Origin of the sequence: Olivibacter jilunii, from assembly GCF_900607235.1 — a bacterium.
Lineage (GTDB): Bacteria > Bacteroidota > Bacteroidia > Sphingobacteriales > Sphingobacteriaceae > Olivibacter > Olivibacter oleidegradans.
In genome coordinates this window covers 921,877-936,795 of sequence record NZ_LR027849.1, presented here as the reverse complement: position 1 = coordinate 936,795, position 14,919 = coordinate 921,877, and the positions used below count along the sequence as shown (strand labels likewise).

Below are 14,919 nucleotides of genomic sequence, written 5' to 3'. Positions count from 1 at the left end.
ATTAGTCATTAGCTAACGGCTAAAATCTAATAACTAAAAAAATGAAAGAACTAAAAGAAGGTGATAAAGCACCGGCGATTAAGGCCAAAAATCAAAAAGGTGAAACCGTAGAACTGAAAGACTATTTAGGTAAAAAAGTGATTTTATACTTTTACCCGAAAGATAATACACCGGGCTGCACCACCGAAGCCTGTAACTTTAGAGATAATTATCAGTCTCTCCTTCAAGATGGATATGAGGTATTAGGAGTGAGTATTGACAGTGAACAATCGCATCAAAAGTTTATCAGCAAGTATGAACTCCCTTTCAACTTATTGGCTGATGAGGATAAAAAGATAGTTGAGGACTACGGTGTTTGGGTGGAGAAAAATATGTATGGTAGAAAATACATGGGAACAGCCAGAACTACCTTTGTGATCAATGAAAAGGGAATCATTGAACATATCATCAGAAAGGTCGATAATAAAAATGCTTCCCGCCAGATACGGGATTTGGTAAAATAGACCATTTATTTAAAAGACCAACTAATATAAGTGTCAAATTAACAACTATTAATTAACGGCTAATAACTAAAAATATTTATCTTAGCATCTTAATATCGTTTAACACAAATTATAATGAGTGCAGACATAGCAAAACTTGAAAACATAGCAAAGCAAGTACGTCGAGATATCGTACGCATGGTACATGGTTGCCAGTCCGGCCATCCGGGAGGATCACTGGGATGTGCAGACTTTTTCGTAGCTCTCTATTTCCATCAAATGGAACACAATCCTACGTTCAACTTGGATGGTATTGGAGAAGACATTTTCTTTTTGTCCAATGGACATATATCTCCCGTATTTTACAGCACCTTGGCACGTGCCGGATACTTCGACAAAAGTGAACTAGCAACTTTTAGAAAGATTGATTCCAGGCTGCAAGGGCATCCAACAACACATGAACATTTGCCGGGTGTGCGTGTTGCTTCTGGCTCTCTTGGTCAAGGACTTTCCGTGGCAATCGGGGCTTCCCGTGCGAAAAAATTAAATGCGGATGATAAACTGGTTTATGTTTTAATGGGCGATGGCGAATTGCAAGAAGGCCAAGTATGGGAAGCTGCCATGTATGCGCCACATAATAAAGTGGACAACCTTATCGCAACGATTGATCTAAACGGTCAACAAATCGATGGTCCAACCGAACGTGTACTTTCTTTAGGTAATTTAAAAGCCAAATGGGAGGCTTTCGGATGGGATGTTTTGGAGGCAAAAGGTAACGATATGGCGCAGCTCATCGAAACCTTAACGGAAGCGAAAAGCCGTACCGGAAAAGGAAAACCGATTATGATTCTTATGCATACCGAAATGGGATATGGCGTTGATTTTATGATGGGATCTCATAAATGGCATGGTGTAGCACCCAATGATGAACAGCTAGCTACAGCACTAGCACAGCTTGAAGAAACTTTAGGAGATTATTAATTGACCTGACTTGGTCATACACTATTCAATATTACGAAATGAAGAAATATACATATACGGACAAGAAAGACACGCGTTCGGGCTTTGGAGCTGGTTTACATGAAGTAGGCAAAAAAAACAGCAATGTCGTTGCACTGTGTGCCGATTTAGTTGGATCATTAAAAATGGATGCATTCATCAAAGATTTTCCGGAAAGATTCTTCCAGATAGGAATTGCTGAAGCTAATATGATGGGAATTGCTTCCGGTTTAACCATTGGCGGAAAAATCCCCTACACCGGAACCTTCGCAAACTTCTCCACGGGAAGAGTTTATGATCAAATCCGCCAGTCTATCGCTTACTCCGGAAAAAATGTTAAAATATGTGCCTCACATGCCGGTCTAACATTAGGCGAAGACGGCGCTACCCATCAGATATTGGAAGATATCGGTTTAATGAAAATGTTGCCCGGTATGACGGTGATTAATCCTTGCGATTATAACCAGACAAAAGCCGCAACGATCGCGATCGCCGACTACGATGGTCCTGTTTATCTTCGTTTCGGCCGCCCTGTCGTACCAATCTTTACCGACCCGGATCAAAAATTTGAAATCGGCAAAGCTTGGATGGTAAACGAGGGCTCCGATGTTACGATTATTGCAACCGGTCACTTAGTTTGGGAAGCTATTCAAGCAGGAGAACAGCTTGCTGCAGTGGGAATAGACGCTGAAATTATAAATATTCATACCATTAAACCTTTGGACGAAGAAGCAATCTTAAAGTCTGTGGCTAAAACCGGCTGTGTGGTGACAGCAGAAGAGCACAACCGTCTTGGCGGCTTAGGTGATAGCGTATCCCAAGTGTTGGTTAAAAACCATCCAGCTCCCCAAGAATATGTTGCTGTTAACGACAGCTTCGGAGAAAGTGGCACACCTGCACAATTAATGGAGAAATACGGACTAAATGCTGCGAGTATTGTTAGCGCCGCTCAGAAAGTTATCAAAAGAAAATAAATGGTTTAGGTTAGCAACGGAAGGTAACAGGTTTCCTTCCGTTGTTATCAACCATCAAGCTCTCTAATGGAAGATTCAATAATAATTGAAAAATTCTCTAACGAAAGAACTCGAAATGAGGCTTTTAATTTATTGCTAAAAAAATACCAGCAGCGGATTTACTGGCATGTCCGTAGGCTGGTAGTAGATCACGATGACGCGGATGATTTGGTGCAGGATATTTTTGTAAAAGTTTGGAAAAATCTGGAGAACTTTAGAGCCGATGCGCAGCTATACACATGGCTTTATCGTATCGCAACCAATGAGTGTATTACATTTTTAAATAAAAAGAAGCAGTATCAAAGTATATCCTTAGATGATGATTCTGCTTCCTATTTGTCGGACACCCTCACTACCTCAAGTTACTTCAACGGAAACCAAGCTCAACTAAAATTACAGCAAGCTTTATTAACCTTACCGGAGAAACAGCGACTGGTTTTTAATATGAAATATTTCGATGATCTAAAATATGACGAAATTTCTGAAATCCTGGGAACAAGTGTTGGTGCGCTAAAAGCATCCTATCATTTAGCCGTAAAAAAATTGAACAATTTTTTAGTGATAACGATTAAACCTTTTAGCGTAATCTATATCTAAGAGTTACTATGAGCACTATGGACAATGAACGTAATTATCAAGATGATTTAGCTGGCATACAAGGGGTGCCGCCTAATCCAAAGGATACGCCATTTATTGTGCCTACGGATTACTTTGATCGATTGGAAGCTAACATCATGCAACGTGTCTCCATCATTTCCGATATGGAGAAAAGCTTCACTGTACCAAACGGGTATTTTGAATCACTTAGTGACCATATCATTGCCAAAATAGAAAAGGAAGACAACCTGACACTGGCAAATTCTACGTTTGAAGATACTGAATATCACCCTTTCATCGAAAAACTAAGGGAAAAAGTTACGACCTCGGGTTTTGTCACACCGCAAAATTATTTTGATCAATTAGATAAAAAAATCAATCAAGCGATAGTTTCCACAGCTAAAAACGAAAAGACAAGGGAGATTGCATTTCCAATAAGAAGGAAAAATCGGAATCTAACCTGGATCGGCTATGCGGCAGCGGCTTGCATAGCAATCGGCTTAGGTGTTTACGGTTTCTTTCAGTATCAATCCAACAATTTTGAACGTACTTTGAAAAGCATTCCCGATAATGAAATTGTGAACTATCTGGAGTATTATAGTGAACCGGGAGACGCTGCTTTTCTTGAAGCTCAATTTGATGGTGTCATTCAAATGGATAAACCCAAATTTTCAGAAGAAGATATAGAAGCCTATTTGGATTACAGTATCTAACTTGAAATGAAGAAATTACTTTTTACATATATACTGTTGGTTGCTTCTATCTTCACGCTGAAGGCTCAAGATAGAGATCAACAGAATCGATTTAAGCAGATTGAAGCTGCCAAGATAGCCTACATAACCAAAGAACTTTCCTTAAGTCCGGCTGATGCTGAACGTTTTTTCCCTTTATATAATCAATACCAGCGGGAAATGAGGGCACTGATTCATCAACGGCGAACTAAAACCGGAAAAAAGAGAAGTGAATTAGACTATGACTCGGAGGTCTTAGCTTTGAAGATGCGTTATCGTGACGCTTTTATTCCTATAATAAATGCACAACGAACCGCTAAATTTTTTGAAGCGGAGCGAGAATTTAGGGAGCAACTATTGCAGGAGTTGAAAGACCGACGAAACGAGTAAAAGATCTTTATCGCCCGCCCGTACCTCTATACTATTTTAAATCTGTACCTTCGACGCACAGAGTGAATTGAAAGGATTTCTATGTTAAGTAATCGCCAACTTTTTTTATTGAATACCGCACAAACGTCTACAAGCCCACGGTTAATAGAAATTGAAAAAGCAGAAGGGCTTTACCTTTATGGGCCCGACGGCCAAAAGTATATGGATCTAGTATCAGGCTTCGCTGTTAGTAATATCGGACATCGGCATCCTCGAGTTTTAACGGCTATTCGCGATCAACTGGAAAAATATCTCCACGTTACCGTATATGGCGAATTTATTCAAGCACCTCAGGTGGCCTTGGCTACTAAGTTGTTAGAGCAACTCCCTTCTACCCTGAACAACATCTATTTCGTAAATTCGGGCACCGAAGCAACTGAAGGAGCGATGAAAATAGCTAAAAAATACACCGGACGCTCCGCGTTTATTGCTGCGAAGAAGGCCTATCATGGAAGTACGCAAGGTGCTCTCAGCTTAATGGGAGATGAAAAATATAAAATACCATATGAGCCCTTGCTTCCTAATATAACTTATATCAACTATAACGAACTCAACGATCTCTCAAAAATCACCACAGATACCGCTGGCGTAGTGCTTGAGGCCGTACAGGGAGAGGCGGGCATCCGTGTGCCGGATATAAATTATATGCAACAGCTACGTAAACGTTGCAATGAGACGGGAGCTCTTCTTATACTAGATGAAATACAGACAGGGCTGGGACGAACTGGAAAACTTTTCGCTTTTGAGCATTATGGTATTGTCCCGGATATATTATTAACTGCAAAAGGCTTAGGTGGGGGTATGCCCATAGGGGCATTTATTGCTAGAAGAGAAATAATGGATGTTATTAAAGAAAATCCGATCTTAGGCCATATTACCACCTTCGGCGGACATCCTGTATCGTGTGCTGCAGCGCTGGCGTCCTTAACGGTTATTTTGGAAGAGAAATTAATGGATACTGTTCCACAGAAACATGAAATATTCAAAGCTCATTTGAAGCACCCACTCATAAAAGAAGTAAGAGGCATTGGCCTCATGATGTGCATTCAGCTAACGTCTTTTCAGCAAGTCGAAGCTGTTAGTAAATACTGTGCAGAAAATGGCGTCATGATCGATTGGTTTTTACATCACGAAACGGCTTTGCGCGTTTCTCCGCCATTAATTATTAAAGAGGAAGAAATAATAGCAGCTTGTACGGTTATTAAACAGGGTTTGGATCGTTTATGAGCTTTAAGCTATTAGGCTTTAGCCATTAGCTAATTTGCTAACAGCTAATACCTAACAGCGAAAACCTAAGCTAACTGTGCTTCTAACTTACTAGCCAAAACCGACTTAGGCACGGCACCGATTTGTTTGTCCACAATCTCACCGTTTTTAAAGAACAATAAAGCCGGGATATTTCTAATTCCGTATTTAGTAGAAATTTCGGCGTTGTGATCCACGTTCACTTTTCCTACAACAACTTTACCGTCGTAATCTTTTGCTAATTCTTCAACAACAGGTCCTACCATACGGCATGGTCCGCACCACTCTGCCCAAAAATCCACCAACACGGGTTTGTCTGATTTCAAAACAACTTCATCAAAGTTGCTATCTGTGATTTCTAATGCCATTATCTTTTTATTTTATATGCTTATTATTAATATCCAAGATTTTCCTACATCCTAGAATTGATATTACAAAGATAACTTTCAAAAGCTTTGCCAAAGTATAGTATCTGACAATCTGACACTAATTTAACTTATAGCCCCTATCGCCCGTTAAAGCTCGCAAATCTTGTAAAAACTCATTACTTAGATGTACTTTCATGCCCTTTGCAGGCATCTCTAAGCTTACCTTATCTTCATAGTCTAACAATACAAACTTCAATTGACAATTTCTAATTTCCTGTTCCTGCTGATTCTTATGAATAATTTGTTGCAGATTATCTACAAACTTATTGTTCAGTTCATGCAGCGGTACCTGAATACTGATCGATTTCGCCATTTTATCCCGAAGCTCAGACAATAGTTGAATCGAAGTGATTTTAAACTCCCAATTATCTTGTTGTCGAAAACGTTCACTAACTGTGCCCCTAATCTGCAAAAAGTAGTTTTCGTTCATAAACCCTTTAAATTTAACATAATCTTCACCAAAAAGTGCCATTTCATACGAATCGCTGTAATCCTCAAAGGTCATACGTCCATAGGGTTTGCCCGTTTTGGTCATGCCATGGTAAACTGCGGTAACCATCCCTCCTACTACTAAATCCTTATTTTTTATCTTAGCAAATTCCGTTTTGACATCTTCTACTCCTTCCTCCGGAGATTCTAGTCCTGCGTCCTGTCCGTTATCAGCATCTTTCCCTGCACCGGCTTTCATTTTGTCAATCAAGTGGAGTTGACTCACCTTGTGTTGACAAAAATACTCCAATTCCAAACGATAGTCATCCATTGGATGCCCGGTTATATACATACTAACAACGTTTTTTTCGTAACGCAGCTTCTCCATCAATCCCCATTCAGGGCATGGCGGTAAGGATGGTTCGGGAATATCCGCATCACTGGTTCCTCCGAACAATGACATAGCTGCATTATTTTTGTTGTACTGGTAATCATTCGTATATTTTATTAGACGCTCTATCCCATTTTGGCTTAGCCCCTCAGGCACATGGAAGAATTGCGCCCTGTTTATACCAAAACAGTCAAAAGCCCCACTATACACCAAACTTTCGTATACCTTCTTATTGATCGTACGTGGATTACTGCGCCGGGCAAAATCGGCAATGGATAGATACTTGCCTTCATCCCTATTGCTCACAATGGTGTCTACAGCGCCGGCTCCAACTCCTTTTACTGCACCAATACCAAAGCGTATAGCTCCCTGGTCGTTCACCGTAAACTTGTAGAATGATTCATTTACATCCGGACCCAAAACCGTTAATCCCATTCGTTTACACTCTTCCATAAAGAATGATATTTGCTTGATATCGTTCATATTATTGGATAATACAGCGGCCATATATTCGGCAGGATAATGAGCCTTCAAGTAGGCTGTTTGGTAGGCCACCCACGCATAACAAGTGGAGTGCGATTTATTAAAGGCATAACTTGCAAAGGCCTCCCAATCTTTCCATATCTTCTCCAAAACCTTTTCATCATGTCCTTTTTCCGCTGCTTGTTGCACAAACTTCGGTTTCATTTTATCCAGTACATCGCGCTGCTTTTTACCCATAGCCTTACGCAAAACGTCCGCTTCACCTTTGGTAAAACCGGCTAGCTTCTGGGAGAGAAGCATCACCTGCTCTTGATAAACGGTGATACCGTAGGTCTCTTTTAAGTACTCTTCACAAGCTTCCAAATCGTAGGTAATGGGTTCCTCTCCATTTTTTCGTCGGATAAAACTGGGGATATATTCCAATGGCCCGGGTCTATAAAGAGCGTTCATAGCAATCAGGTCACCAAAAACGGTCGGCTTTAGCTCCTTCATATACTTCTGCATGCCGGGCGACTCGTATTGGAAAATACCTACCGTTTCACCGCGCTGGAAAAGCTCGTAGGTCTTCACATCGTCAATCGGAAAAAAGTCAGGATTTAGTTCAATCCCCTTCGTATGTTTCACCAAGCTGACCGTGTCCTTAATCAAGGTTAAGGTTTTCAAACCCAGAAAGTCCATTTTTAATAAACCTGCGCTTTCAACCACCGAGTTATCGAACTGCGTTACGTAAAGCTCGGAATCTTTCGCCGTGGATACAGGAACGAAATTGGTAATATCATCCGGCGTAATGATTACACCACAGGCATGTATTCCTGTATTTCTCACAGACCCTTCTAATGCTTTCGCCTGCCTGATTGTTTCAGCTCCGAGATCATTACCATTTGCCAAATTGATTAATTCGCGGACACTCTCAAGCTCTTCTGTTCTTAAAGCGCTCTTCAAGGCCTGTGCATCCATATTAAATAGCTTGTTAAGCTTTAAGTTTGGTACGAGTTTCGCAATTTTGTCCGCTTCAAATAATGGTAAGTCCAACACCCTTGCCGTATCTCGAATAGAAGATTTGGCGGCCATTGTACCATAGGTAATAATCTGTGCTACCTGATTGGCGCCGTATTTATTTATAACGTAGTCCATTACCCGTCCTCGGCCTTCATCATCAAAATCGATGTCAATATCCGGCATGGAAACACGATCGGGATTTAGGAAACGCTCAAAAAGTAAATCATATGCAATTGGATCGATGTTTGTAATTCCCAAGCAATAAGCGACCGCGGAGCCTGCAGCCGAGCCACGACCCGGCCCAACGGACACGCCGATTTCTCTAGCCGCCGCAATAAAGTCTTGTACAATCAGGAAGTAGCCTGGGTAACCGGTTTTTTCGATTGTTTGTAACTCAAAATCAAGCCGCTCTCTTATCTCCGGTGTAATCTCGCTATAACGCTTAGCGGCACCTACATAAGTTAAATGTCGAAGGTATTTATTCTCTCCTCTTTTACCGCCGTCCAGCTGATCTTCTGCTACCTGGAATTCTTCAGGAATATCAAACTTTGGCAAAAGTACATTACGATAAAGTGAGTAAACCTCTACCTTGTCTACAATCTCCTGGATGTTTGCAATCGCTTCAGGGATGTCGGTAAAGAGTTTCTTCATCTCTTCGCCCGATTTGAAGTAGTACTCCTCATTGGGCAGTCCGTAACGGAAGCCTCGACCGCGCCCTTTAGGTGTCGCTAGTTTCTCCGCATCCCGAACACATAAAAGAATGTCATGTGAATGCGCATCTTCCTTGTTTATATAGTACGTATTGTTAGTTGCAATAAGTTTTACCCCGTGTTTCCTTGCCAGTTCAACTAAACTGGCATTGATACGATTTTCATCTTCCTGGCCATGTCGCATCAATTCGATATAGAAGTCCTCACCGAAAGTCTCCTTCCACCATATCAAAGCTTCCTCCGCCTGGTTTTCTCCCATATTGAGTAACTTATTCGGTATTTCACCATATAAGTTTCCTGAAAGGACGATAATGTTTTCTTTATATTGCTCAATTATCTTCCTATCGATACGAGGTACATAATAAAATCCATCAGTATAAGCTAACGAAGACATCTTGGCCAAGTTATGGTAGCCTGTCTTGTTCTTTGCTAACATTACAATCTGGTAACCATTGTCCTTTCTCGTCTTATCCGCATGATTATCACAAACAAAAAATTCGCAGCCCACGATAGGCTTAATGATCACTTCGCTCGGCTCCTCTCCATTCTCCACGGCTGTTTTATTTTTGGCTTCTGCCGCCTTGTTATGATTCAGCACGTTGCTGACAAAGTGAAAAGCGCCCATCATATTTGCATGATCAGTAATTGCTACAGCAGGCATTCTATGCTTAGCGGCGGCCTTCACTAAATCGGAAACAGAAATGGTCGATTGCAAAATGGAAAATTGCGTATGGTTATGAAGGTGTACGTAATCGACTTCTTTAAGCTCCTCTCTGTTGGCGTCAAGCTCTTTTTGTGAAATGCTATCTTGATCAGCCTTTAAACGTCGCCTAATTGAATCAGAGGCTGCTTTCAGATTAACATGCTGTAAACCAACTGCCGCGATAGGATCTGGATTATTCGTTCGAAAAACCTCAAAATAATCTTCCTGAACTTGTAACTCAGCCGCAGTGAAAATATTCTTCTTGATCAGCTCTAGAAAACAGCGTGTCGTAGCTTCAACATCGGCGGTTGCATTATGTGCTTCAGCGAAGGGTACTCCAAATAAATATGCATGCAGCTCTGTCAGATTGGGAAGTTTAAATTTACCACCCCTACCTCCCGGTAGCTGTAACAAATTTGCCGTAACCTCTGTACAGGTATCCAATACCGCCTTCTCGCCCATGGTTGTGGCAATTCCCATCCGATGAAACTCACAACCCATAATATTGATGTCAAAACCGATATTCTGTCCAACAATAAACTTGGCTTTATCCAAAGCAATATTGAACTTTTCCAACACCTCAACCAGATCAATTCCCTGTTCTAAAGCTAGCTCGGTAGAGATACCATGGACCCGTTCAGCATCATAAGGAATATTGAAACCTTCCGGCTTAACCAGATAGTCCTGATGCTCAATCAAACGGCCCATATCGTCATGTAATTGCCAAGCTATCTGCACACAGCGCGGCCAATTATCTGTATCGGTAATGGGTGCATCCCAACGTTTCGGTAATCCTGTCGTTTCAGTATCAAAAATTAAGTACATAGCTATTAAATGGATTGAGCAATAAGATGACACAAAACTACAGAAAATTAAACGTATCCGCTTGCCACCTGATCACAAAAGTATCCACATATGTCAGAAATTATACCGTAGAGAAAGCAAGTTTTTTTCCGCTACCGCTATTCTGTTCAAACTATCAGAGATTTCGCTTTTTAACGGTATATTATTGTTTTATATTTATGCTTATTTCAGTTAAGGTTATTTAGCAAATTGGAAATCACGCCAATTTTCTATAGGTTTGGTGGAACAAAAACTAACAAAAACCAACAGTTTTGATCTAATCATCTACTGTCGATCCACTGAAATAAATTGCTTAACCGTGCGACGAGTTACCCTATATACCCTGATTTTGATGCTGTTTAGCATAATGACAACGTTAGCACAACGTATAGCTAATATTCGATTCTACCAGTTGAACGAGCAGCATGGCTTATCCAATAACCACATAAGCGCCATTATTAAAGATTCAACCGGTTTTCTTTGGTTCGGTACTTCAGCGGGCTTAAACCGGTACGATGGCCGTCAAATCAAGGTTTACCGCCACTCTAACGCAAATATTACCAGCATAAAGGACAATAATATCATCGATCTGTTTATCGGCCCTGAAAACAAACTGTGGATAAAAAGTAAAAAAGGCTTAAACATCTATCAGGACAAACACGAAAATTTCGTCAGGAATGTAGATAGCGTATTAAAAACCTATGGACTACCGCCTACAGACATTATTCAAATAGAGCGAGATAGTCAGGGGAATTTTTGGTTTCTAACTGTTGGAAATGGCTTATATCGATATAATCCTGTAAAAAAAACGAGCGTCCGCCTTCAAAGCCTCAACGGACAAAACATAACCGGTATAGCGCTTTCGCAAAGCAATGGAACATTGCATACAATTTACGCAAATGGATTGATAGAGATTATAGATATTCAAACCCTCGTGTGCAGAAAACGTCTTCAAGCGATCACAAAAGCGGTTGATGGTTTGTCTGGTGCAATCTTTAAACTATTTTGTGATCGGCATGACGACCTTTGGGTTTACTCAACAGATGTTCCGCTTGGTGTTTACTACCTCCAAAAGGGAAAAACAGACGCCAGACACCTGCATAAAAACAGCAAACCTGCTGCGCTGAATACGGATGTAGTTACCCATATTACCGAGGATGAAAACAACAATATCTGGTTAGCAACTGATCATGGTGGAATTAATCTATTACACAAAAAGGATTTCTCCGTGTCCTATATTCTTCATCATGATGCCAATGCTTCCACGATAGCACAGAACAGCACCATTTCACTCTATAAGGATGACCAGCAAATCATATGGGTTGGAACATATAAACAAGGGCTAAGCTATTATCATAAGCAACTTTTTATGTTCCCGCTGGTAAACAAGCAAACAGGGTTACCCTTTGAAGATGTAAATCGATTTGCAGAAGATCGTCAGGGCAATTTATGGATAGGTACAAATGGCGGTGGTCTTTTGTATTTCGACCGCGCCAAGAATCAGTTCAAAACTTATAAGCAAACCGACTTACCCAACGACCTAAGTAGCAATATCATTGTCAGCATGCTGCTCGATACAAAAGATAGACTTTGGGTTGGCACTTACCACGGCGGCCTAAATATGTTCGACGGCAAGACGTTTAAGCAATACCCGCTTGAATCAGATCGAGATGGATACCCTCATGATAATAATATATGGGAAATCTATCAGGATAGCAGAGGCCGGATATGGGTAGGAACGCTATCAAACGGGCTTTATTACTATGAAGCGGAATACGATCGGTTTGTCAGTGTGAACAATGCAGGCATACCGAAATACATATCAGCCATAATGGAAGATAAAAACGGACATCTATGGGTCGGAGGTGCGCAGGGAATTGTGATATTGAATCGATCTAACGAAATCATTTACAAGTTTACGGCCGGAACCGGGAAAGACAGCTTGAGCAATAACTATATCTCGGATTTATTGCAAGATAAACATGGCCGTATTTGGATTGCTACACAAGATGGTCTAAACTTGTATAAACCTGGATCAAATAGCTTTCAAGTTTTTCGGAATACAAATGGCCTACCTGATAATTTTGCGCTGAATTTATTAGAAGACGCACAGGGCAGACTTTGGGTAAGCACCTTAAAAGGCCTATCATGCATACACTATCGGGAAAGCGATAACGAATTACCGGATATCAAAAATTACCATACCCAAGATGGTCTTCAGGGCCTTTCTTTTAATGAAAATGCAGTATACAAAACAAAAGCGGGAGAGCTTATTTTCGGTGGGCCAGCTGGTTTTAACATCATCGTCCCAAAGGATATTCCTAAATTAAAAGCGCCATTTAAACCGGTAATAACAGCCTTCTCATTATTCAACGAGACATTGGAAATCGATAAAGAATATCATGGTCGTTCCATTTTAATCAATTCCCCTACCTATACCAAAAACATATCCCTAAATTATGATCAGAATATTTTTACAATTACCTTCTCGCCGCTTGAATATATAACGAAGGAGCATCGACGGTTTCTCTATCAGCTTGAAGGTTTTAATGACAATTGGTTACCTGACCAGGGCGATCACAAAATAACCTTTACGAATTTGGATCCGGGTGTTTACGAATTCAAGGTAAAAGCGTCGCTCGATAATGGACAATGGAGCGATCCCTATACCTTGCTCCGCATTGAAATTGCTCCCCCCATTTGGAAAACACCTCTGGCCTATGTCTCTTACATTCTGTTGCTTGGTGCCTCGCTTTTACTGATCCGACATATTGAAAGGAAACGACAAAAAAGCCGATTTCGACTGCAACAGGAGCGCGAAGCTTTTAAACAGGCAGTTGAGCTAGACAGAACTAAAACACAATTTTTCACTAACATAAGTCATGAATTTCGCACACCATTAAGTCTCATCCTAGCACCAATTGATCGATTACTGGATGAAAAGCTAAATGAGGGACAAAAGACTCAGTTGCAAACCATGAAGCGCAATGCCAAAAGGTTATTGAATTTAGTCAATCAACTTCTTGATTTAAAAAAGGTTGACAGCAACAAGCTAAAGATAGACTTAACTTTAGGTGATATCATCTCGCACATCAGAGAACATGTTGATTCTTTTATGGATCTGGCGGCCGTAAAACATATAACACTCTCATTCATCTCAAATAAAGGCAGCTTTTACGCCTATTTCGATCAAGAAAAAATCGAACGTATTACATTTAATTTATTAAGTAATGCGTTGAAATTCACCGACAAAAATGGTAAAGTGGAGGTAATACTTACAGTAAAAGATGCTGCAAATTCACATTACTTAGAAATAAAAGTGAAAGATACAGGAATAGGTATACCCGCAGATCAGCAAGAAAAAATCTTTGAACGTTATTTTCAACATGTTGACACCAAGAACCTTTACAATCAAGGATACGGTATTGGATTATCAATTACACATGATTACGTGCAACTGCTAGGTGGAACAATTACACTCAATAGCCAAGAGAACGTGGGTAGCACCTTTACAATTGATCTACCATTACCTGTTAATGTTGAAAAAAACAGCGATGCCCTATCTGCACTAGCTGAAGTTGGACCCGATCTCCATCCACAAAAACACAAAAGGGAGCAAGGGAAAAAGCTTCCATCAATACTTTTGGTTGATAATGATGAAGATTTGATTTTTTACCTATATGAAAACTTAAAGTATAAGTTTCAACTGGATTATGCTTTTGATGCACAATCAGCGTGGGTAAAAGCACTTGGGCAACATCCCGACTTAATCATTTCGGATATACAGATGCCCGGCGATTCGGGTATTGACTTATGCAAAAAGATAAAAGACGATTCCCGAACCCGTCATATACCCGTTATGTTATTGACAGCCTATAGCGATGAAGCGATACAGCTAAAAGCTACTGATTCCGGCGCGTCAGATTATATCATCAAACCTTTTCATTTCCAGTTGCTAATAGCAAAAATCGACAACCTATTAAAGCAAAAGACATTATTGGAAAGAACTTATAAAAAACAACTTGAAGTTATTCCTTCTATCACCGCCATTGAATCTGAGGACGAAAAATTTCTACGGCGTGCAGCCAAAATCGTGGAAGATAATATAGCCAACACGACATTTTCAGTAGAAGATTTAGCGGCAGCCCTAAACATTAGTCGCGTAGGTTTATACAAACGCCTTTTAGCATTAAATGGCCATACGCCCTCCGAGTTTATTCGTAATATTCGATTGCGCAAAGCCGCTCAACTCCTGGTAAAATCCAATCTAAGTGTTGCAGAGGTAGCTTATCAAGTCGGTTTCAATAATCCTAAACAATTCAGCAAATATTTTAAGGCAATGTATGCGGTATTGCCTTCTGTGTATAAACAGAATCAGTAGATTTTCTATACCTTTTGCGACGAAAAAACGCGATAAAGCAAGCATCCACATCTATA

General features: G+C 40.5%; 10 protein-coding genes. 8 read left to right on the top strand and 2 right to left on the bottom strand.

The window, feature by feature from the left end; translation table 11 throughout:
* The first annotated feature begins 41 nt into the window (after positions 1-41).
* The 7 genes from bcp (at position 42) to E0E36_RS09975 (ending at position 5,478) form a co-directional block, all read left to right on the top strand.
* Positions 42-503, top strand: a complete 462-nt coding sequence (gene bcp, locus E0E36_RS10005) for a thioredoxin-dependent thiol peroxidase (RefSeq protein WP_013667165.1) — start codon at positions 42-44, stop codon at positions 501-503.
* 114 nt (positions 504-617) lie between these two features.
* Entirely contained in the window at positions 618-1,463 is an 846-nt protein-coding gene (locus E0E36_RS10000) for a transketolase (RefSeq protein ID WP_130855823.1), read from the top strand.
* Between the two features lie 38 nt (positions 1,464-1,501).
* Positions 1,502-2,455, top strand: a complete 954-nt coding sequence (locus E0E36_RS09995; protein WP_130855822.1) for a transketolase family protein — start codon at positions 1,502-1,504, stop codon at positions 2,453-2,455.
* Between the two features lie 66 nt (positions 2,456-2,521).
* Positions 2,522-3,091, top strand: coding sequence for an RNA polymerase sigma factor (locus tag E0E36_RS09990; protein ID WP_130855821.1), 570 nt, complete (start codon positions 2,522-2,524; stop codon positions 3,089-3,091).
* Between the two features lie 17 nt (positions 3,092-3,108).
* Entirely contained in the window at positions 3,109-3,804 is a 696-nt protein-coding gene (locus E0E36_RS09985) for a hypothetical protein (protein ID WP_149105716.1), read from the top strand.
* A gap of 6 nt (positions 3,805-3,810) precedes the next feature.
* Complete coding sequence (locus E0E36_RS09980) at positions 3,811-4,212, top strand: hypothetical protein (RefSeq protein WP_013667170.1); 402 nt, start codon at positions 3,811-3,813, stop codon at positions 4,210-4,212.
* 81 nt (positions 4,213-4,293) lie between these two features.
* Entirely contained in the window at positions 4,294-5,478 is a 1,185-nt protein-coding gene (locus tag E0E36_RS09975) for an aspartate aminotransferase family protein (protein ID WP_130855819.1), read from the top strand.
* Between the two features lie 65 nt (positions 5,479-5,543).
* Here the strand turns inward: E0E36_RS09975 and trxA are convergent, their stop codons facing one another.
* Complete coding sequence (gene trxA / locus E0E36_RS09970; protein WP_013667172.1) at positions 5,544-5,864, bottom strand: thioredoxin; 321 nt, start codon at positions 5,862-5,864, stop codon at positions 5,544-5,546.
* 118 nt (positions 5,865-5,982) lie between these two features.
* Positions 5,983-10,464: a DNA polymerase III subunit alpha gene (gene dnaE / locus E0E36_RS09965; protein ID WP_130855818.1), complete on the bottom strand. Its 4,482-nt coding sequence runs from the start codon at positions 10,462-10,464 to the stop codon at positions 5,983-5,985.
* 385 nt (positions 10,465-10,849) lie between these two features.
* On the opposite strand from dnaE, the gene E0E36_RS09960 reads away from it, so the two are divergent.
* Positions 10,850-14,863, top strand: coding sequence for a hybrid sensor histidine kinase/response regulator transcription factor (locus E0E36_RS09960; RefSeq protein ID WP_165446955.1), 4,014 nt, complete (start codon positions 10,850-10,852; stop codon positions 14,861-14,863).
* The last annotated feature ends 56 nt before the right edge of the window (positions 14,864-14,919 follow it).

What these genes read in the sequence shown, in the direction of transcription:
- bcp (WP_013667165.1), top strand. Translation starts at nt 42, where the DNA reads ATGAAAGAACTAAAAGAAGGTGATAAAGCACCGGCGATTAAGGCCAAA.
- E0E36_RS10000 (WP_130855823.1), top strand. Translation starts at nt 618, where the DNA reads ATGAGTGCAGACATAGCAAAACTTGAAAACATAGCAAAGCAAGTACGT.
- E0E36_RS09995 (WP_130855822.1), top strand. Translation starts at nt 1,502, where the DNA reads ATGAAGAAATATACATATACGGACAAGAAAGACACGCGTTCGGGCTTT.
- E0E36_RS09990 (WP_130855821.1), top strand. Translation starts at nt 2,522, where the DNA reads ATGGAAGATTCAATAATAATTGAAAAATTCTCTAACGAAAGAACTCGA.
- E0E36_RS09985 (WP_149105716.1), top strand. Translation starts at nt 3,109, where the DNA reads ATGGACAATGAACGTAATTATCAAGATGATTTAGCTGGCATACAAGGG.
- E0E36_RS09980 (WP_013667170.1), top strand. Translation starts at nt 3,811, where the DNA reads ATGAAGAAATTACTTTTTACATATATACTGTTGGTTGCTTCTATCTTC.
- E0E36_RS09975 (WP_130855819.1), top strand. Translation starts at nt 4,294, where the DNA reads ATGTTAAGTAATCGCCAACTTTTTTTATTGAATACCGCACAAACGTCT.
- trxA (WP_013667172.1), bottom strand. Translation starts at nt 5,864, where the DNA reads ATGGCATTAGAAATCACAGATAGCAACTTTGATGAAGTTGTTTTGAAA.
- dnaE (WP_130855818.1), bottom strand. Translation starts at nt 10,464, where the DNA reads ATGTACTTAATTTTTGATACTGAAACGACAGGATTACCGAAACGTTGG.
- E0E36_RS09960 (WP_165446955.1), top strand. Translation starts at nt 10,850, where the DNA reads ATGACAACGTTAGCACAACGTATAGCTAATATTCGATTCTACCAGTTG.